The organism is Mycobacterium cajalii, assembly GCF_045809005.2.
In the GTDB taxonomy this organism is placed as follows: domain Bacteria; phylum Actinomycetota; class Actinomycetes; order Mycobacteriales; family Mycobacteriaceae; genus Mycobacterium.
In genome coordinates this window covers 694,006-713,523 of sequence record NZ_CM141436.1, presented here as the reverse complement: position 1 = coordinate 713,523, position 19,518 = coordinate 694,006, and the positions used below count along the sequence as shown (strand labels likewise).

Below are 19,518 nucleotides of genomic sequence, written 5' to 3'. Positions count from 1 at the left end.
CACGACCGTCATCGCTCCGGCGACGACGCCTGCGCCCAGAACCGCTTGGGGATCCGCCCCGCACGCCGGGCCAGGCGGCCGGCGGCGACGGCGCCGGCCATCGCGGCGGCCATGGCCGGCGGATCGGCGGCGCGTGTCACGGCCGTGGCCAACAGCACGGCGTCGCAACCCAGTTCCATCGCCAGCGCGGCGTCGCTGGCCGTGCCGATGCCGGCGTCGAGCACCACCGGCACGCCGGCCCGGGCGACGATCATCTCGATGTTGTGCGGGTTGCCGATGCCCAGGCCGGTCCCGATCGGCGAGCCCAGCGGCATCACCGCCGCGCACCCGGTGTCCTCCAGCCGGCGCGCCAGCGCCGGGTCGTCGTTGGTGTAGGGCAGGACGACGAATCCGTCGTCGACCAGTTGCTCTGCGGCCCGGACCAATTCGAGCGCGTCGGGGAGCAGGGTGCGTTCGTCGGCGATCACCTCGAGCTTGACCCAGTTGGTGTCGAGCGCCTCGCGGGCCAGCCGCGCGGTGAGTACGGCCTCGGCCGCGCTGCGGCAGCCCGCGGTGTTGGGCAGCGGCGTGATGCCGAGCCGGTTGAGCAGGTCCAGCAGGCCCGTGCGCCCCTCGGCGTCGACGCGGCGGATCGCGACGGTGGTCAGTTCGGTGCCCGAGGCGACCAGCGCCTCTTCGAGCACCGCGAGGTTGGCCGCGCCGCCGGTGCCCATGATCAGCCGCGAGGCGAAGCTGCGGTCGGCGATCGTCAGTTTCGAGTCAGAGTCAGCCACCCTGCACCGCCGTCACGACCTCGATCCGCGCACCATCGAAAAGCGTTGTCGCCCAGTCCGAACGCGGCAAGACCGACGAGTCCAGGGCCACCGCCACGCCGCGGTCCGGCAATCCCAGCGACTCCAGCAGCCCGGCGACCGTGGTGTGCTCGCCGACCTCGACCTCTTTCTGGTTGACCACGACGATCATCGCCGCGCCCCGACCGGCTCGAGCTCGGCGAGGATCTGCTCGGCGGTCCACGGCGCCAACAGGAAGCCCGACCGCCCGTGGCCGGCGGCCACCAGCGTGCGCGCGTCCAGCCGTCCCACCAGCGGCAGATTGTCGGGCGTCGTCGGGCGCAGGCCCGCGGCGCACTCGGCCAGCTCGTACTCGCCCAGCGCGGGCAGCACCGCGCACGCGTCGTCGAGCAGGTCACGCACCCCGGACACCACCGGGGCGGTGTCGCGACCGTGTTCGTATTGGGTGGCCCCGACGACCACCCCGTCGTGACGCGGCACCAGGTACACCTGCCGCCCGTGCACACGGGCCCGAATCACTCGCTGCGGCACCGGCATACACCCCTTTCTCCAACGCAGACGCAGCACCTCGCCCTTCACCGGGCGCACCGGCAGCCCGGGCCACAGCGCGGGCGCGTCCACACCGTTGGCGATCACCACCGCGTCGCCGCCGGCCCCGGACAACTCGCTCACCGGCGGGGCCCAGCGCACCCCGAGACGCTCGCAGTCCGCGGCCAGCGCGTCGAGCACGCCCCGGTTGTCCACCGCCAGCTCGGTGGGCGCCCGGAAGCCGTGCCGGATCCCCTGCGCCAGCGACGGTTCGACGTCGCGGGCGGCCGACTCCCAGATCACCGGGTGGCCCTGCGCGGAGAGCCAGTCGGCGACGGTGCGCAGGTCCGCGACGTCGGCCCGGTCGACGGCGACCACCAGCGACTCGTGCGCGGTGACCACCTCGGCGGGCAGGCCGTCGGTGAACCCGCCCTCGCGCCACAGCCGCAGCGAGTCCAGGCCCAGCCGCAGCAGCCGCTCCTCGCCGGGCCAGCCCTCGCTGTGCGGGGCCAGCATCCCGCCGGCCACCCAGGAGGCGCCCAAGGCCGCGGTGCGGTGCACCCGCACCGACCACCCGGCGCGCGCCGCCGCGCGCGCCACCGCAAGCCCGATGACGCCGCCGCCGACGACGGCCAGCGACCGCGGATCTGACGGCATGTTCGGCCTCCCTATCGCCGGCATTACCCGGATCAGGTGTGACGGTAAGGGCAGATCCGGTTCCCCGGCTGTGCCCACTCTCAGCCCCGCAGCTACCCGGGGCTCCCGTGTTGTGTATTTCCCGGGTTCCACGCTAGCGCGCTAGCGTCGCGGTGTGCAGACACGCGTCTCCGCTCTGGCCGCAGCGCGGCTCTACCTGTGCACCGACGCCCGCCGCGAGCGCGGCGACCTGGCGCAGTTCGCCGACGCCGCCCTGGCCGGTGGGGTCGACGTCATCCAGCTGCGCGACAAGGGGTCGGCCGGGGAGCAGCGGTTCGGGCCGCTGGAGGCCCGCGACGAGCTGGCCGCCCTCGAAATCCTCGCCGACGCGGCCCGCCGGCACGGCGCCCTGTTCGCGGTCAACGACCGCGCCGACATCGCCCGCGCGGCCGGCGCCGACGTGCTGCATCTGGGGCAGGGCGACCTGCCGCTGCAGGTGGCGCGCGACTTCGTCGGGCCGGACATGCTGATCGGCCTGTCCACCCACGACCCCGACCAGCTCGCCGCCGCCGCCCACGGCGCGGCCGACTATTTTTGCGTCGGGCCCTGCTGGCCCACCCCCACCAAGCCGGGCCGCGCGGCGGCGGGCCTGGAGTTGGTCGGCGCCGCCGCCCGGCTCGACGCCGGCAAGCCGTGGTTCGCGATCGGCGGTATCGACGCGCAGCGCCTGCCCGACGTGCTCGGCGCCGGCGCCCGCCGCGTCGTGGTGGTGCGCGCGATCACCGCGGCCCAGGATCCCCGCGCGGCGGCGCACCGGCTCAAGTCGGCGCTTGCAGCAGCGAGCTGATCCGGCGGCTCAGCGGCGACGGCGCCTGGTCGGCCTGAAGCGGGGGGCCGGGCATGCACCACACGAACGCCTCGTCGTCGATCCGCAGCGTGCGCGGCAGGTGATGCCGTCGCTCGTCGCCTGCCTCCAGCGGGACCAGCGCCGGTTCCGTGCGCAGCCGGCGCCAGCTCGCGGCGAAACCGGGATGCAGCGGCAGGGCGGCCACCTCGTCCTCGGCGACCCAGCGCATCTCGGCGCTTTCCATGTTCGGCTCGGTGTGCAGCAACTCCCCGGCGTCGGCGACCACGGTGGTGTAGCTCCAGCGGGTGCCGGCGATCCCCGAGACCTCGGCGGTGAGGACCGTCGCCCGCACGACCAGCCGCTCGATGCGCAGGCCGGCCTCTTCGTGCGCCTCGCGCACGGCCGTCTGCTCGGGGCTCTCGTGGCTGTCGCGGGCGCCGCCCGGCAGACCCCAGGTGCCGCCCTGATGGCTCCACACCGCCCGGTGCTGCAGCAGCACCGCCGGGGTGCCGTCGGGCCGCGGGGCCCGCAGCAGCAGACCGGCCGCGCCGAACCGGCCCCAGTAGTGAGCGCCGTTCTCGGCTATCACCCACCCGTCGCCGTCGCCGTGCACGCGTTCAGAATAGGCGCGGGTCATTTGGTTCGGCCTCCCACATCATCGGGAACATCCTCTTAGAATTCGCTTATAGAAGTTGGTGCCGTGAATCCCCGAGACCGAGAGACGAGGTCTGCACAGACGTGACGGTTGAGCTGGCCCACCCGACGACCGAGCCCCAGGGATCCCGGTCGCCGGTCGAACCGGCCCACCCGCGCTGGTGGTTCATCTCGACGACGCCCGGCCGCATCCTGACCCTCGGCATCGTCCTGGCGACCCTGGGCGGCCTGACCGCCTTCGCCACGTCGACGACCATCAACCACCGCCAGCAGGTGCTGACGACGGTGCTCAACCACACCGAGCCGCTGTCGTTCGCCGCCGGACGGCTCTACACCACCCTGTCGGTGGCCGACGCCGCGGCGGCCACCGCCTTCATCGCCGAAGCGGAACCGCGTCCGGTCCGGGAGCGCTACGAGCAGGCCATCACCGACGCCACCGTCGCCGTGACCAAGGCGTCGAGCGGCCTGACCGACGAGCCGCTGATTCAGCTGCTGGGCCGGATCAACGCCGAACTGGCCGTGTACACCGGGCTCATCGAGATCGCGCGCACCAACAACCGGGAGGGCAACCCGGTGGGGTCGTCGTACCTGTCCGAGGCGTCGGGCCTGATGCAGGCGACGATCCTGCCGGACGCGGCGCGGCTCTACGAGGCGACCTCGAACCGGGTGGACGACGAAACGACCGCCTCCACCAAGATTCCGGCCCCGGTGATCCTCGTGGTCGGCACCACGGTGGCCCTCGGCGCGTTCGCCCACCGCTGGCTGGCGCGGCGCACCCGGCGGCGGATCAACCCGGGGCTGATCGTGGGCGGGCTGGCTATCCTCGTCATGGTGGTGTGGGTCGGGACTGCGTTGACCATCTCCACGACCGCCAGCCGCAGCGCCAAGGACACGGCCGCGGACTCCCTGAAGACCATCACCAAAGTCGAGATCACCGCCCAGCAGGCGCGCGCCGACGAGACGCTGTCGCTGATCCGGCGCGGCGACGAGGACATCCGCAAGCAGGCCTTCTATCACCGCATCGACGCGATGCACCGGCAGCTCGAGCAGTACATGTCCCGCAGCGACGCCGTCGACAAGCCCGACCTGCAGGGCGCCGACCAGCTGCTGGTGCGCTGGCGGCAGGCCAACGACCGGATGAACTCCTACATCTCGGTGGGCAACTACCGGGCCGCGACCCAGGTCGCCCTCGGTGGCGGGGAGAACGACGCCACCCCCGCTTTCGACCAGCTCGAGGACCAGTTGGTCAAGGCCATGGATCAGGGCCGCAGCCGCCTGCGCAACGACGTCCTCAACGCCCGCAGCGGGCTGTCGGGCGCCCAGGTCGGCGGCGTGGTGCTCAGCCTCGGGGCCGCCATCGCGGTCGCCCTCGGCCTGTGGCCGCGGCTGAAAGAATATCGCTGATGGGCCGCCCGGGGACGGTCCGCCGGCTCCGGCGGGGGTGCGCCCTGCTCGCCGTGTCGATGTCGGCGCTGCTGCTGGCCGCCTGCGGGCACACGGAGTCGCTGACGTCGACCTCGATGCTGACGTTGCCGCCGCCCACCCCGGTCGGCATGCGCCAGCTGCCGCCGGAGCCGCCGCTGCCCCGGGAAGACGCCGCGCAGGGCTGCGACGCCACCGCCAGCCTGCGCCCGTTTCCCGACAAGGCCGAGGCCGACGCGGCGGTGACCGACATCCGCGCCCGCGGCAGGCTGATCGTCGGGCTCGACATCGGCAGCAACCTGTTCAGCTTCCGAGACCCGATCACCGGAGAGATCACCGGATTCGACGTCGACATCGCCGGCGAGATCGCCCGGGACATCTTCGGCGCGCCGTCGCACGTGGAGTACCGGATCCTGTCGTCGGAGGAACGGATCACCGCGCTGCAGAAATCGGAGGTCGACGTCGTCGTCAAGACGATGACCATCACCTGCGAGCGGCGCAAGCTGGTGAACTTCTCCACCGTCTACCTCGACGCCGCCCAGCGCATCCTCGCCCCGCGCGACTCCCCGATCGCCAAACCGGCCGACCTGTCCGGCAAGCGGGTGTGCGTGGCCCGCGGCACCACTTCGCTGCACCGGATCCGGCAGATCACGCCGCCGCCGGTTATCGTGTCGGTGGTGAACTGGGCCGATTGCCTGGTGGCGATGCAACAGCGGCAGATCGACGCCGTCAGCACCGACGACTCGATCCTGGCCGGCCTGGTCGAGGAAGACCCCTACCTGCACATCGTCGGGCCGAACATGGCCACCCAGCCCTACGGCGTCGGCATCAACCTGGACAACACCGGGCTGGTCCGCTTCGTCAACGGCACGCTGGAGCGCATCCGGCGGGACGGCACGTGGAACACGCTGTACCGCAAGTGGCTGACGGTCCTCGGGCCGGCGCCCGCCCCGCCCACGCCGAGGTACGTGGACTGATGGCCGAATCGGAGCACACGCCGGACGAGGCGTCGGAACAGCGGGATTCCGACGCCGACGACGCCGGCCCCGGCACCCAGCGGGCCGAGGTGCTGCTCACCACCACGGGGTCGGCGCGGGTCCAGGCGACCCAGGCGGTGTTCCGCCCCGACTTCGACGACGACGACCTGCCGCACATCTCCCTGGGCAGCCTGAGCTCCGAACCGCAGGAACGCACCGCGGCCACGCGGGTCCTGCCACCCGTCCGGCGGCTCGGCGGTGGCCTGGTCGAGATCCCGCGGGGGCGCGACATCGACCCGCTCGAGGCGCTGATGACCAATCCGGTGGTGCCGGAGTCCAAGCGGTTCTGCTGGAACTGCGGAAGACCGGTCGGGCGCTCCACCGAGGAGGGCAAAGGGGAGTCGGAAGGCTGGTGCCCGGCCTGCGGCAGCCCGTTCTCGTTTTTGCCCCAGCTCAATCCCGGCGACATCGTGGCCGGCCAGTACGAGGTCAAGGGCTGCATCGCGCACGGCGGTCTGGGCTGGGTGTACCTGGCGTTCGACCACAACGTCAACGACCGCCCGGTGGTGCTCAAGGGCCTGGTGCACTCCGGCGACGCCGAGGCGCAGGCGATCGCGATGGCCGAACGGCAGTTCCTGGCCGAGGTCGTGCACCCGCAGATCGTGCAGATCTTCAACTTCGTCGAGCACAAGGACTCCCACGGCGACCCGGTCGGCTACATCGTCATGGAGTACATCGGCGGGCAGTCGCTCAAGCAGGGCCCCAAAGACGGCAAGGCCGAGAAGTTGCCCGTCGCCGAGGCCATCGCCTACCTGCTGGAGATCCTGCCCGCGCTGAGCTATCTGCATTCGATCGGCCTGGTCTACAACGACCTGAAACCCGAGAACATCATGCTCACCGAGGACCAGCTCAAGCTGATCGACCTGGGGGCGGTGTCGCGGGTCAACTCGTTCGGCTACCTCTACGGCACCCCCGGCTTCCAGGCGCCGGAGATCGTGCGGACCGGCCCCACGGTGGCCACCGACATCTACACGGTCGGACGCACGCTGGCGGCGCTCACGCTGAACCTGCGCACCCGCAACGGCCGCTACGTGGACGGGCTGCCCGACGACGACCCGGTGCTGGCCACCCACGACTCGTTCGGCCGGCTGCTGCGCCGCGCCACCGACCCCGACCCGCGCCGCCGCTTCGTCAGCGCCGAGGAGATGTCCGCGCAGCTGATGGGCGTGCTGCGGGAGGTGGTGTCCAGGGAGAGCGGGGTGCCACGGCCCGGGCTGTCGACCATCTTCTCCCCCAGCCGCTCGACGTTCGGGGTCGAGTTGCTCGTCGCCCACACCGACGTCTACCTGGACGGCCAGGTGCACTCGGAACGGCTGACCGCCCGCGAGATCGTGACCGCGATGGCGGTGCCGCTGGTCAATCCCGCCGACGTCGCCGCCCCGGTGCTGCAGGCGACGGTGCTCTCCCAGCCGGTCCAGACGCTGGACTCGCTGCGCGCGGCCCGCCACGGGTCGCTGAGCGCCGACGACGTCGAGCTGTCCGAATCGATCGAGCTGCCGCTGATGGAGGTCCGCGCGCTGCTCGACCTCGGCGACGTGGCCAAGGCCACCCGCAAGCTCGACGACCTGGCCGAACGGGTCGGCTGGCAGTGGCGGCTGGTGTGGTACCGGGCCGTCGCCGAACTGCTCACCGGCGACTACGACGCCGCGACCGAGCATTTCACCGAGGTGCTCGACACCTTCCCCGGCGAGCTGGCGCCCAAGCTGGCGCTGGCGGCCACCGCCGAGCTCGCCGGCAACACCGACGAGCACCGGTTCTACGAGACGGTGTGGAAGACCAACGACGGCGTGATCTCGGCGGCGTTCGGGTGGGCCCGCGCCCTGTCGGCCCAGGGCGACCGCGCGGGCGCGGTGCGCACCCTCGACGAGGTGCCCGCGACCTCCCGGCACTTCACCACCGCGCGCCTGACCAGCGCGGTCACCCTGATGTCGGGCCGGTCGGCGGGCGAGATCACCGAGGAGGAGATCCGCGACGCCGCCCGGCGGGTGGAGGCGCTGCCCCCCACCGAACCGCGGGTGCTGCAGATCCGCGCCCTGGTGCTCGGCGGGGCGCTGGACTGGCTGGAGGACAACGAGGCCAGCACCAACCACATCCTGGGCTACCCGTTCACCGAGCACGGGCTGCGGCTGGGCGTCGAGGCTTCGCTGCGCAACCTGGCCCGGGTCGCCCCGACCCAGCGGCACCGCTACACGCTGGTCGACATGGCCAACACCGTGCGGCCCATCAGCACGTTCTAGGGGCCGGGCCGCGACAGCGCCCGCACGCAGTCGTGCGCGATGGCCAGCTCCTCGTCGGTCGGAACCACCAGCACGGCGATCGGGGAGTCGTCGGCGGAGACGCGGCGCGGGCCGTCCCCCGCGGCGGAGTTGCGCTCGTCGTCGATCACCAGGCCCAGTTCCCGCATACCGGCCAGCGCGTCGCGGCGCACCGCGGCGTCGTTCTCGCCGATGCCGGCGGTGAAGGTGACCACGTCGGTGTGGCCCAGCACCGCCAGGTAGGCGCCGATGTACTTGCGCAACCGGTGGATGAACACGTCGTAGGCCAATTGCGCCGCGGCGTCACCCGATTCGATCATCTCCCCGAGCCGTCGGAAGTCGCGCTCACCGGCCAGGCCCAGCATCCCGGACCGGTGGTTGAGCATCGATTCGATCTCGCCGACGCTCATGTGCGCGGCGCGCGACAGGTAGCTGAAGACGCCGGGATCGATGTCGCCGCTGCGCGTACCCATCACCAGGCCCTCCAGCGGGGTCAGCCCCATCGAGGTGTCCACGGGCCGGCCCCGCGCGATCGCCGATGCCGACGCGCCGTTACCCAGATGCAGCACAATCTGATTCAGCTCGCCGACCGGCCGGCCCAGAAACTCCGCGGCGCGCCCGCTGACGAAGTGATGCGACGTGCCGTGAAACCCGTAGCGCCGGATCCGCCACTTCTCGGCCAGCTCGTGGTCGATGGCGTAGGTCGCCGCGGCCGCCGGCAATTCGTGGAAGAACGCCGTGTCGAAGACCGCGATGTGCGGGACGTCGGGCAGCAACCGGCGGGCCACCTCGATCCCCTGGATGGCGGGCGGATTATGCAGCGGCGCCAGCGGCGAAAGCTCCTTGAGTTTGGCGATCACCGCGTCATCCACGATGGTGGGCCGGTAGAAAGTCTTGCCGCCGTGCACGACCCGGTGCCCGACGGCCGACAGCCCGCACGCGCGCAGGTCGATGCCGTCGGAGGCCAGCGTGTCGAACGCGCGGCGCAGGGCCGCGTCGTGGTCCGGGATCGCAGAGGACGGCTCCCCGATCCGCTCCACATGGCCCGACGCGCGGGCCACGCCCGAATCGGGGTCGAGCAGCCGGTACTTCAGTGACGACGAGCCGGAGTTGATCACCAGCACGAGGGGATCACCGGTCATGGGTTGCTCTGCGCCTGGATCGCGGTGATGGCAACGGTGTTCACGATGTCTTCGACCAGCGCGCCCCGGGACAGGTCGTTGACCGGCTTGCGCAACCCCTGCAGCACCGGGCCGATCGCGATCGCCCCCGCGCTGCGCTGCACCGCCTTGTAGGTGTTGTTGCCGGTGTTGAGGTCCGGGAAGATCAGCACTGTCGCCCGGCCGGCCACCGGTGAGTCGCGCAGCTTCGTGGCGGCCACCGAGGGCTCCACCGCGGCGTCGTACTGAATGGGGCCCTCGACCGGCAGACCGGGCTCGCGGTGGCGTACCAACTGCGTTGCTGCCCTGACCTTTTCGACATCGACACCGGCGCCGGAGTCGCCTGTGGAGTACGACAGCATCGCCACCCGCGGCTCGACGCCGAAGCGCGCGGCGGTGCGCGCCGAACTGATCGCGATGTCGGCGAGTTGCTCGGGCGTAGGGTCGGGGACGATCGCACAGTCGCCGTAGGCGAGCACCCGGTCGGGCAGGCACATGAAGAAAACGCTGGACACCACCGAGACGTCCGGAACGGTCTTGATGACCTCCAGTGCCGGGCGAACCGTGTGTGCCGTGGTGTGCGCGGCGCCGGACACCATTCCGTCGACCATGCCGTTGAACACCAGCATGGTGCCGAAATATGTTGCATCAAGCATGATCTCGCGCGCCTGCTCCACGGTGATTCCCTTGGTCTTGCGCAGCTCGGCGTACTGCTCGGCGAATCGTTGACGCATGTCGCTGGTGCGCGGATCGATGACCCGCGTCTCGCCCAGGTCCACACCGAGTTCGGCGCAGCGGTGCCGGATCCGGGCCTCGTCGCCCAACAGGGTCAGGTCGGCGACACCGCGCTGCAGCAGCCGCCCGGCCGAGGAGAGGATGCGGTCGTCATCGCCCTCGGGCAGCACGATGTGCTTGCGATCCGAACGCGCCTGCAGCGTCAACCGGTGAATGAACATCTGGGGTGTGGTCACCGTGGGGATCGGAATAGCTAGCTGAGCAAGAAGATCCGGGATATCGACGTAGCGATCCATCAACTGCAGCGCGGTGTCGATCTTGCGTTGGGCGGTTGCGGTGACCCGGCCCCGGGCCGAGGCCGCCGCGCTGGCGGCGTCGTAGGTGCCCAGCGCCGTAGCGATGATCGGGAGCCGCAGCCGGAGCCCCGCGACCAGGGCTGCGATGGCGGGATGCAGCGGGAATCCGCCATTGAGCACCAGGCACGACAACGACGGAAACCCTTGGGCGGCATGCGCGCTGGCGACCGCGAGCACCACGTCCGAACGGTCGCCGGGGGTGATGACCGCCATCCCGTCGCGCAGCCGTTCCAGCACGTGGTCGGCGGTCATCCCGGCGACCATCACAGCGGTGACCTCCCGCTCGCGCAGCGACTCCTCGCCGCTGACCGGGGTCCCGGCCACGGCGCGCTCGAGTTCGGCCACCGTCGGCGCCGACAGCAGGGGCTCTTCGGGCAACACGTAGATGCGCTGGTCGAAGGCCTGCAACGCCTCGGCCACCGCGGCGAGTTCCGTCGGCTCACACCGGTTGGCCACCACTGCGGCGGCGTGGGCGCGCTGAGCGGAGAGTTCGGCCAGCGAGACCTCGACAACGCGGCCGACCTCATCGGGGGTGCGGCCCTTGCCGCTGACGGCCAGCAGCACCGGTGCGCCGAGGTTGACCGCGATGCGGGCGTTGACCGAGAGCTCCGCGGGCCTGGTGACGTCGGTGTAGTCACTGCCCACGATGACCACCACGTCGCAGGCCTGGGCCATCGCCTGGTAGGCGTCGACGATGTCCGCGACAGCGGCGTCGCTGTCGGCGTGCAGCCGCTGGTAGGTGACGCCGACGCACTGCTCGTAGGACAGTCCCGCGGTGGTGTGCCCCAGCAGCAGCTCCAGGATGTAGTCGCGATGTTCGTTGCGGCGTGTGATCGGCCGGAACACACCGACTTTGGCGACGCTCGCGGTCAACCGGTGCAGCAGCCCGAGCGCGATCGTCGACTTGCCCGTCTCCGGCTCGGGCGCGGCGATGTAGATCGCTGTGGTGGAACCGGCGGCCATCGGCCCGCCTTCAGGCCAGCCGGCGCAGCCGGGGCGCCAGGTCCTTCTCGAAAAGCTCCAGGAAACGCCGCTGGTCGTGGCCGGGCGCATGGAACACCAGGTGATTCAGGCCCCAGTCGACGTAGTCCTTGACCTTTTCGACCGCCTCGTCGGGGTCCGACGCGACGATCCAGCGCTTGGCTACCTGCTCGATCGGCAGGGCGTCGGCGGCCTTCTCCATCTCGATCGGATCGTCGATGCTGTGCTTCTGTTCGGCGGTCAGCGACAGCGGCGCCCAGAACCGGGTGTTCTCCAGCGCCAGCTCCGGGTCCGGGTCGTAGGAGATCTTGATCTCGATCATCTTGTCGATGTCGTCGGCATTGCGCTCGGCGGCCGCGGCGCCCTCGGCCACCGCGGGCATCAGCTTGTCCTTGTAGAGCTCCTCGCCCTTGCCGGAGGTGCAGATGAAGCCGTCACCGGCCCGTCCGGCGTATTTGGCCACCGCCGGGCCCCCCGCGGCGATGTAGATCGGGACGCCGCCCTCGGGCACGTCGTAGATCGAGGCGCCTTTGAGGCGGTAGTACTCGCCGTCGAAGTCGACACGGTCGCCGCGCCACAGCTCGCGCATCAACCGCACGGATTCGCGTAGCCGGGCGAACCGTTCCTTGAACTCCGGCCAGTCGCCCTCGTATCCGGTCGCGATCTCGTTGAGCGCCTCACCGGTGCCCACGCCGAGGAACACGCGGTCGGGGTACAGGCAGGCCATGGTGGCGAAGGCCTGCGCGATGACGGCGGGGTTGTAGCGGAACGTCGGGGTGAGCACCGAGGTGCCCAGCGTGATCCGCTTGGTGCGTTCACCGACGGCGGTCATCCAGGCCAGCGAGAACGGGGCGTGCCCGCCCTCGTGCCGCCAGGGCTGGAAGTGGTCACTGACGCTGGCGCTGTCCATGCCGTGTTCCTCGCCGGCGACCGCCAGCTCGACGAGCTCGCGCGGTGCGAATTGTTCAGCGGACGCCTTGTATCCGAGTTTCAGTTCAGCCACCGTTTCTTTGTACTCCTACCGGTTTGGTCGCGACCCGCTGCGCCCGCCTTCGCCGCGCTTGCGATCGCTCCTCTCGTGCTGCCTACACTCACGGGCATGGGACCGGCGCCGACTCTTGTCCAGGTCACCGACATGGTGCACCTCGCGCGGGGCGAGGCCGTCAACTGGACACTGGTCGCCGACGACACCGGGGTCATGCTGATCGACGCCGGTTATCCCGGTGACCGGCAGGACGTGCTGGCCTCGCTGCGGCAGCTGGGCTACGAGGCCGGCGACGTGCGCGCCATCCTGCTGACGCACGCGCACATCGACCACCTTGGCTCGGCGATCTGGTTCGCCAACGAATACCGCACGCCGGTGTACTGCCATGCCGACGAGGTGGGTCACGCCAAGCGGGAATACCTGGAACAGGCGTCGGTTTTCGATGTCGCACTGCGCATTTGGCGGCCCCGGTGGGCGGCGTGGGGTCTGCACGTGGTGCGCAGCGGCGGCCTGATCCGCGACGGCATCCCGTCGGCGCAGCCGCTGACCTCCGCGACGGCCGCCGGGCTGCCGGGCCACCCGATGGCCATTCCCACGCCGGGGCACACCGGCGGGCATTGCTCGTTTCTCGCCGACGGGGTGCTGGTCAGCGGCGACGCGCTGATCACCGGGCATCCGTTGCTGTCCCGCGACGGGCCGCAACTGCTGCCTGCGGCGTTCAGCTACCGCCAGGACGATTGCGTTCGCAGCCTGGCCGCCCTGGCGCTGCTGGAAACCGACCTGCTGGCGCCCGGCCACGGCGACTTGTGGCGCGGCCCGATCCGCGAGGCCACCGAGCGCGCGCTCGCGCTTGCCCGCGGCGGATGACGCACATGCGATGGCTCGCCATGGGCGAGGACGCGCTGCCCGCCGGCGAGCGATGGCTGGCGCCCGCGGAGGCCGCCAGCCTGGCCGGGCTGCGGTTCACCAAGCGGCGCACCGAGTATCTGCTGCGCCGGCTGGTCGCCAAGCATGCCGTCGCTGCGGTGACCGGCCGGTCTACCGACCCGGCGGCGCTGGCGGGCATCGAGGTCCGCAATGCTCCCGGGGGCGCCCCGTACGTGTGCGTCGAGGGAACTCCGGTCGGGCTGGAGGTGTCCATCACCGACCGTGCCGGTTGGGCGGTCTGCGTGACCTGCAGACATCCCGTCGGCTGCGACCTGGAGCTGGTGGAGCCGCGCACACCCGGTTTTGTGCTCGACTTCCTCACCGCGACCGAGCAACGGCTGGTGGCCTCGCACCCCGCCGGCGACGAGCGCGACGCGGCGGCCAACCTGATCTGGTCGGCGAAAGAAAGTGCACTGAAGGTGTTGCGCACCGGGCTGCGCCGGGACACCCGCAGCCTGGAGGTGACACTGGCAGCTCCGCGCGGTGACGGCTGGGGCGAGTTGACGGTGCATGCGACCGAGGGAACGGTGTTCCCCGGCTGGTGGCGGCGAGATGGCCGTTTCCTGCTCACCGTGGCCGCTGAGGTGACAGCGGTGGCAGCAGAACCGCCGGTCACCCTCCGCGATCCGGGCGTGCTGGCTGCGGCCCAACCGCGACATTCTTGGCTCGACCGGCCGCTACACCGCTGACATACCCCTGTCGAGCGCATCGACGATGTAGGGCCGCAACCCTTCTGCGGAGATGATGCGGTCCACCGAGCCGACCGAGAGGGCCCGCTCAACCGTGTGCACGCGATCGAACTCGTCGGCGACTTCGCTGAGCTTTTCGGCGTGGACCGACGCCCTGATCTCGCCCAGACGGGCCAGTGTGACGCCGCCGTCGGAACCCGCCGCAGAGCTGGCCCTTTCGGCGGCCTCGCGTACCCGGGGATCGGAATCGGTGCGGGCTTCCACCTCTCGGACAAAGACGGTCGCGGCGGCAGGCGCACCGCCGATCACCGAGGCGAACGATCCCTCGACGGCGGCGATCTCCAGTCGCTCGTTGAGCCTCGTCGAGAACACCACGAAAGCACCGCCGTGGTAGCGGGAAACCACCACAAACACGATCGGGCCGCGGAAATTCGTTACGGCGCGGCCGATTTCGGCCCCGTACTCCAGTTGCCAGCGGCGCATGGACTCCGGCGACCCGTCGAACCCGGACAGGTTCGCCAGCACAACCACCGGGCGGTTGCCGCTGGCGGCGTTGATCGCACGGGCCAGCTTGCGGGACGCCTGAGGAAACAGCGTCCCGGACGACCACGAGGTGGGGCCGCCCGCCGGCACGAAACCGCGCCGGGGCACGGTGTGCGATTCGATTCCGAGCAGGCACACCGGGATGCCGCCGATGTGGGCATCCCACACGATCGCGGTTTCGGCGGACCGCCAGTGGCCCCAGCGTTCCAGCGGCGCCGAATCGGCGTCTGTCACCGCACGCATCACCGAGCGCATGTCGAACGGCTTCTTGCGCTCCGGGTTGCGGTCGGCCGAGAAGATCTCGCCGACGGTGGCCATGTCGTAGCCCGCATGCGGCGCAGATCGCACGTCACGGTCTACCGGGTCGGTCGCGGTGCGCCGACGCGGCCATCTCTCACCGGGCGGCACGTAGGTGTATTCGTAATGGCGCAACAGAATGTCGCAGGCGTCGGCCAGCGTGGGCGCCCAATACTGTCCCTGGCCGTTGGGCCCCATGATCCGGTCGAAACCGCCGATACCGAAGTTGTCCTCGGCGGAGACCCCGCCGGAGAAGTCCAGTGCCTGTTTGCCTGTCAGCACCATCGCACTGGCCGGAGTCATCACCAGGATGCCCCGAGTGTGCATCAGCATCGTCGACTCGGCGTTCCAGTATGGCTGGGCGCCCACGTTGACCCCGGTGACAACGACGTTCACCTCGCCGCCGGCCTGGGTGAACTCGATGAGCCGGCGCAGCACCGCGGCAATCCAGTCCATGTTCTCGGTGCCGCTGTCCATGGCGATCCTCGCTCCCGACGACAGCGCGAACCACTCGACCGGTACCCGCAGCCGCTCGGCCAGATCCAGCGCCGCGATGATGCGCCGGCACTCGGGTTCGGCCAGGTTGCCCAGGCCACGGGTCGGATCGCCCAACAGCGCCAACCGGGTCATGCCTTCGGGCACCTTTTCGGTGTCGTTGCGCAAAAGGCCGACCACGATGTTGGCGCTGTTGTTCCCGTACGGTCGCGACACCGGAACCAGGCCTGCGTGCTCGTCCAGGTCGTGTTCGACGAACCGCCCAGCGGGAAAACTTGACACGGCCCCGGACGGAGGGGTGAGCATGCGCACGATCTCGTACGGGTAGGGAGCATTGAAGCGCTTGGCGCGCAACAATTTTTGTTGATACGCGGTCAACGGTCGGACCGGCTCCCGGCCCACCGGGCGTTCGCGCACGGTCACACCCGCGTCGAGCCCCTCCATCTCGAGCACTGCATCCCGACCGTCGCGGAACCGCACGCGCAGCACTGCCTTCTCCAGCCCGGCGTCGACCGCCAAGGGGGCCAACGACCCGGCCAGTTCGTCCCACGCGTCACGCGGGACCCCCCACGGTGGCCGCACGTAGAGCACCATCCGGTTGGCGGCCGGCCGGTTGCGCCCCTCGAATGTGGTCAGCGCCTCCTGCATCGCCGACAGCGCCAGTGAACCCATCAGCTCCAGCCGCGGGTACCGCAGCGCACCGCCGGTGGCCCGGGCCGGGATCAGGTCGCGCACTTCGGCGAGCGCGAAGAGCCGTTGATCGGCGGGGTTGTCGCGGGCCACCGCATGGAACAGGTACACGTCTTCGGCCGAGCGCAACCGCCGCAGTTCGAAGTTCTCCAGGCGCCACAAATCCAGACGCTTCGCCAACATCGGATGCAGATTGCGATAAAGCGGCTCCTCGACGAATTGACCGTCCCGCTGCCGGTAGGTCACGTGATGGGTGCGAAAGCGCTCCGGCGCGGCCCCGTCGAGGGTCGTCACGGTCAGATCCAGGCGCCGCAACAGGCGTCCGAAATCGCATCCGGTGAGCAGTTTTTCGGCCTCGACGGCGACGGTGTCGAAATCAGCCGTCTCGCCGTAGCGCCACAGCTCCAGATCGACGACGACCTGCCGATCTGGATCGGCCGTGCGCAGATGCCCGGCGATCACGCGGGACAGCTCGGGCAGCTCTGCCCAGGGCGCGTATGCGGTGACCAAGTGGATGGGCTTGCCGTCGACGTCGTAGTCGGCGCTACCCAGCAGCCGGCCGTCTCGTTCGCCGACGTTCAGATCGCGAAGTTGCCTGATCCGGTAGAACCGGCGGACGTACACCTCCACCAACGCCCGACGCAGGGCCGGGTCGCGGCTGCAACGCCATCGCCGTAGCAGCTCGGCACGCAGCGGCTGAGGGCAGGCGACGAGGCGGTCGATCCGGCCGGGTCGGTCGGCGCCGTCGGGATCGTCGCGCAGCGCATCGAGATCCTCTTGCACACGGGCGTACTCGTCGGCGACGGCCGCGGCGAGCAGCGGCTCGTCGAAATAGTGGAACCGCACATCGCGAGCCAGGTCCGCGACCCTGCGCTGGCGCCCTCCGATGGCCGCCAGCCGGTCAAGCCGGGCCCGCATCTCGGGGTCCGCAAGGTGCGCCAGCTCGGCGCGGTGGCGGAGCCTGCGCTGGAGAACGGCGGTCACCGCTCCTGCCAGCTCGCCGAGCCGACGGAAGGAGCGGAACATCCAGACGACGGCTTCTTCGAGCTCCGGCGTGCGTTCCAGCCCGTGCAGTCCGTACCGCGACAGCGCCCGCTCCAGCCGGCGCCGATATGCGTCGGGCAGGCCGGCCCGATCCGCGTCCAGCCACTGCAGGAACGACAGGAGGTACTCCTGGGTGCTGCCGTTGACGAGCGCCTCCTCCGGCTCGAGCTCGCCGCGTGGTCGGTACAGCGAGCCGACATCGGTGAACAGGTCCAGCAAGCCGTCCTCGCAACGCAGCAGACCGGTGTCGGTGGGCGCCGCAATCTCGCCCAGTCGGCGCTGCCGCGTCAGCGTTGCCCGGAGCGAGTCTGGATCCAGGTCGTAGCCGAGCAGGTACGAGCGCAGCGCGCCATACACGCGCTCGCACGGCGGCGTTCCGGGCGGCTCCGCGGCGCGTAGCCCGGTGAAGTCGACCGCGCCGGCGCCGGAGCTCTCACCGGTGTCGGACGTCGCGATGCGGACCACGGGCGCTCCCGCTTCCACTTGCACGTTCGCGCCGGCTTCGACGGAAGCGACGGTTCCGGGGAAGGGCGCGGTGAGGGTGGTCTCCATCTTCATGCTCTCCAGCACGGCCAGCCGGTCCCCCTCGGCGACCTGATCACCGGGTGCCACGAGAACCGAGACCACGAATGCCGGCCCAGGGCTGCGCACAAACCCCCCGTCGTCGCGGAACACGGCGTGCGCGGCGCCGTCGACGTCGACGCGCAGGGTGGCACCTTCCACCACCGACACCACCCGGTGCGCCCGGCCGCCGACGGCGACCCGCCGCTCGTAGCCGTCCCGGTTGGAGACGGTGACGTCCGCTGCGCCGGCGCCGATGACGCGGTAGGTACCCAGACCCGTGCGGTAGACGTCCAGGATGTAGCGCCGGCCCCGGTAACGGAGGCGGCAGCGGTGACCCACTTCGGCCGACGTTTCGGCGCCACCGCGCGCGGCGCGGGCATGGAACGCGGCCCGCTCGGCGGCCTCGTCGAGGTCGTACGACTCCACGGCGGCGACCAGCAGGGCAACGGGATCAGGGGTGGGCAGGTGCGCCGCCTCCCCGGTCAGCCAGTCCAGCCAGTGGTTGTCGAAGTGCCCGTCGCGCACCTCCGGTCGATTGAGCAAGGTCAGTAGGAACGAGCGGTTGGTAGTGCCGCCTTCCACCACGATGGTGGTGTCAAGCAGTGCACGGCGGAGTCGGGCAAGGGCCTCGGGGCGGTCGCCGCCCCAGGCGACGACTTTGGCGATCATCGAGTCGAAGTCGGGCGGGATGCGGTCCCCTTCGCGGACGCCCGCGTCGACGCGTATTCCGTTGCCGGTCGGCAGGCGCAGGCGAGCCAACCGGCCCGGCGCGGGGATGAACGCGTCCTCGGGATCCTCGGCGCACACCCGTGCCTCGATCGCGTGCCCCGACACGTGCGGCGGCGCGCCGATCAGCCGCCCGCCACACGCCACGTGGAGCTGCAGCTTGACCAGGTCCAGCCCGGTGGTCGCCTCGGTCACGGGGTGCTCGACCTGCAGCCGCGTGTTGACTTCCATGAACAGGAAGCTCCCGGTGTCCGGGTCCACCAGGAACTCCACTGTTCCCGCGTTGCGGTAGCCCGCCGCGGCGGCCAGGCGTACCGCCGCGTCGCGGATCGCCTGCTCCGCCTCGGCGTCAAGCACCGTTGACGCCGATTCCTCCAGCACCTTCTGGCGGCGGCGCTGCAGGCTGCAGTCGCGGACGCCCACTGCCCAGACGCTGCCGTAGTGGTCCGCGATCACCTGGACTTCGACGTGGCGTGCGGCCGGTACGAGCTTCTCGAGGAACACCGTGGGGTCATCGAAAGCGAGCTGCGCCTCGGCGCGAGCCGACGGCAGTGCCGCGGCGAGTTCGGCGTCGTTGTCAACCGTCCGGATCCCACGCCCGCCGCCACCGGAGGCCGCCTTCACCAGCAGGGGATAGCCCAGCCCGGCCGCGCGTGCGGTCGCGTCGGCCACGTCGTCGACCGGTCCACCGCTCCAGGCCACCACCGGGACACCCGCCTGCTCGGCGAGCCGTTTGGCGGCCACCTTGTCGCCGAGCCGCCGGATGGTGGCGCTGTCCGGGCCGACGAAGTTGATGCCGGCCTCTTCGCACGCCTGCGCAAACGCGGCATCTTCCGCCAAGAAGCCCCAGCCGACCCACACCGAATCGACCGCACTGCGGCGCAGCGCCGCCATCACCGCGGGCCGGTCCAGGTAGCGCGTCCGGCGGCTACCGTCGGCGGGGTCAACGAAGGTCGCCGTCCCGAGTGGCACGGCCTCGTCGGCCTGGCGCACATACCAGGCGTCGGCGTCCGGGTCGGTATAGAGCACCACGGTCCGGATGGGCGGTTGGTCGCCGGCCTGGTTGAGTTCGGCCACCGCGGTCAGTGCGCGGATCGCGGGCTCGCCGCGGTTGACGATCGCCAGCCGGCGGATCTGCCTGTCCATGAAGTGTCTC

At 70.8% G+C, this 19,518-nt stretch carries 14 protein-coding genes; 6 read left to right on the top strand and 8 right to left on the bottom strand.

From position 1 onward, the window contains the following. Positions 1-8: 8 nt before the first annotated feature. From thiG to thiO, 3 genes are read right to left on the bottom strand one after another with little or no spacing between them, the layout of a single operon-like run. Positions 9-713, bottom strand: a complete 705-nt coding sequence (gene thiG / locus ACJ512_RS03360) for a thiazole synthase (protein WP_461480094.1) — start codon at positions 711-713, stop codon at positions 9-11. A 52-nt stretch (positions 714-765) separates the two neighbouring features. Continuing rightward, on the bottom strand, positions 766-963 hold the full coding sequence (thiS, locus tag ACJ512_RS03355) for a sulfur carrier protein ThiS (RefSeq protein WP_407685702.1): 198 nt from the start codon (positions 961-963) through the stop codon (positions 766-768). Then, positions 960-1,976 (bottom strand): glycine oxidase ThiO, encoded by a 1,017-nt coding sequence (gene thiO, locus ACJ512_RS03350; protein WP_407685701.1) that lies wholly within the window; start codon positions 1,974-1,976, stop codon positions 960-962. The genes thiS and thiO overlap by 4 nt, the downstream gene beginning before the upstream one ends. 154 nt (positions 1,977-2,130) lie before the next feature. Between thiO and thiE the strand changes: the two genes are divergently transcribed. Then, on the top strand, positions 2,131-2,802 hold the full coding sequence (gene thiE, locus ACJ512_RS03345; protein WP_407685700.1) for a thiamine phosphate synthase: 672 nt from the start codon (positions 2,131-2,133) through the stop codon (positions 2,800-2,802). On the opposite strand, the gene ACJ512_RS03340 is transcribed toward thiE, so the two are convergent. Next, positions 2,774-3,415, bottom strand: coding sequence for an NUDIX hydrolase (locus tag ACJ512_RS03340; RefSeq protein WP_407685699.1), 642 nt, complete (start codon positions 3,413-3,415; stop codon positions 2,774-2,776). The two genes, thiE and ACJ512_RS03340, sit on opposite strands and share 29 nt — an antisense overlap. A gap of 125 nt (positions 3,416-3,540) precedes the next feature. On the opposite strand from ACJ512_RS03340, the gene glnX reads away from it, so the two are divergent. The 3 genes from glnX to ACJ512_RS03325 are packed head-to-tail and all read left to right on the top strand — an operon-like array spanning position 3,541 to position 8,152. Further along, complete coding sequence (gene glnX / locus ACJ512_RS03335; RefSeq protein ID WP_407685698.1) at positions 3,541-4,860, top strand: protein kinase G-activating protein GlnX; 1,320 nt, start codon at positions 3,541-3,543, stop codon at positions 4,858-4,860. Further along, positions 4,860-5,855: a glutamate ABC transporter substrate-binding protein gene (locus ACJ512_RS03330; protein WP_407685697.1), complete on the top strand. Its 996-nt coding sequence runs from the start codon at positions 4,860-4,862 to the stop codon at positions 5,853-5,855. The genes glnX and ACJ512_RS03330 overlap by 1 nt, the downstream gene beginning before the upstream one ends. Then, the gene (locus tag ACJ512_RS03325) at positions 5,855-8,152 is read left to right on the top strand and encodes a serine/threonine-protein kinase PknG (RefSeq protein ID WP_407685696.1); all 2,298 of its coding nucleotides are present in this window, start codon (positions 5,855-5,857) and stop codon (positions 8,150-8,152) included. Before ACJ512_RS03330 ends, ACJ512_RS03325 begins: the two co-directional genes overlap by 1 nt. Here ACJ512_RS03325 and ACJ512_RS03320 read toward each other — a convergent pair. The 3 genes from ACJ512_RS03320 to fgd are packed head-to-tail and all read right to left on the bottom strand — an operon-like array spanning position 8,149 to position 12,405. Next, positions 8,149-9,312: an acetate kinase gene (locus ACJ512_RS03320; RefSeq protein WP_407685695.1), complete on the bottom strand. Its 1,164-nt coding sequence runs from the start codon at positions 9,310-9,312 to the stop codon at positions 8,149-8,151. The genes ACJ512_RS03325 and ACJ512_RS03320 overlap by 4 nt on opposite strands. After that, entirely contained in the window at positions 9,309-11,384 is a 2,076-nt protein-coding gene (gene pta, locus ACJ512_RS03315) for a phosphate acetyltransferase (RefSeq protein WP_407685694.1), read from the bottom strand. The genes ACJ512_RS03320 and pta overlap by 4 nt, the downstream gene beginning before the upstream one ends. A gap of 10 nt (positions 11,385-11,394) precedes the next feature. Beyond that, positions 11,395-12,405, bottom strand: coding sequence for a glucose-6-phosphate dehydrogenase (coenzyme-F420) (gene fgd / locus ACJ512_RS03310; RefSeq protein WP_407685693.1), 1,011 nt, complete (start codon positions 12,403-12,405; stop codon positions 11,395-11,397). Positions 12,406-12,501: 96 nt separating this feature from the next. Here fgd and ACJ512_RS03305 point away from each other — a divergent pair, with 96 nt between their 5' ends. Together ACJ512_RS03305 and ACJ512_RS03300 are read left to right on the top strand one after the other, a co-directional pair. Beyond that, positions 12,502-13,254 carry an MBL fold metallo-hydrolase gene (locus tag ACJ512_RS03305; RefSeq protein WP_407685692.1) on the top strand — a complete coding sequence of 251 codons (753 nt, stop codon included), beginning with the start codon at positions 12,502-12,504 and terminating at the stop codon, positions 13,252-13,254. Positions 13,255-13,259: 5 nt separating this feature from the next. Continuing rightward, on the top strand, positions 13,260-14,003 hold the full coding sequence (locus ACJ512_RS03300) for a 4'-phosphopantetheinyl transferase family protein (RefSeq protein ID WP_407685691.1): 744 nt from the start codon (positions 13,260-13,262) through the stop codon (positions 14,001-14,003). Here ACJ512_RS03300 and ACJ512_RS03295 read toward each other — a convergent pair. After that, positions 13,992-19,508: an ATP-binding protein gene (locus ACJ512_RS03295; RefSeq protein ID WP_407685690.1), complete on the bottom strand. Its 5,517-nt coding sequence runs from the start codon at positions 19,506-19,508 to the stop codon at positions 13,992-13,994. The two genes, ACJ512_RS03300 and ACJ512_RS03295, sit on opposite strands and share 12 nt — an antisense overlap. Positions 19,509-19,518 lie beyond the last annotated feature (10 nt).

Excerpts from the sequence above, each read along its gene's own strand:
- ACJ512_RS03295 (WP_407685690.1), bottom strand. The coding sequence starts at position 19,508 with ATGGACAGGCAGATCCGCCGGCTGGCGATCGTCAACCGCGGCGAGCCC.
- thiO (WP_407685701.1), bottom strand. The coding sequence starts at position 1,976 with ATGCCGTCAGATCCGCGGTCGCTGGCCGTCGTCGGCGGCGGCGTCATC.
- ACJ512_RS03320 (WP_407685695.1), bottom strand. The coding sequence starts at position 9,312 with ATGACCGGTGATCCCCTCGTGCTGGTGATCAACTCCGGCTCGTCGTCA.
- ACJ512_RS03300 (WP_407685691.1), top strand. The coding sequence starts at position 13,260 with ATGCGATGGCTCGCCATGGGCGAGGACGCGCTGCCCGCCGGCGAGCGA.
- ACJ512_RS03305 (WP_407685692.1), top strand. The coding sequence starts at position 12,502 with ATGGGACCGGCGCCGACTCTTGTCCAGGTCACCGACATGGTGCACCTC.
- ACJ512_RS03330 (WP_407685697.1), top strand. The coding sequence starts at position 4,860 with ATGGGCCGCCCGGGGACGGTCCGCCGGCTCCGGCGGGGGTGCGCCCTG.
- ACJ512_RS03325 (WP_407685696.1), top strand. The coding sequence starts at position 5,855 with ATGGCCGAATCGGAGCACACGCCGGACGAGGCGTCGGAACAGCGGGAT.
- pta (WP_407685694.1), bottom strand. The coding sequence starts at position 11,384 with ATGGCCGCCGGTTCCACCACAGCGATCTACATCGCCGCGCCCGAGCCG.
- thiG (WP_461480094.1), bottom strand. The coding sequence starts at position 713 with ATGGGCACCGGCGGCGCGGCCAACCTCGCGGTGCTCGAAGAGGCGCTG.
- thiS (WP_407685702.1), bottom strand. The coding sequence starts at position 963 with ATGATCGTCGTGGTCAACCAGAAAGAGGTCGAGGTCGGCGAGCACACC.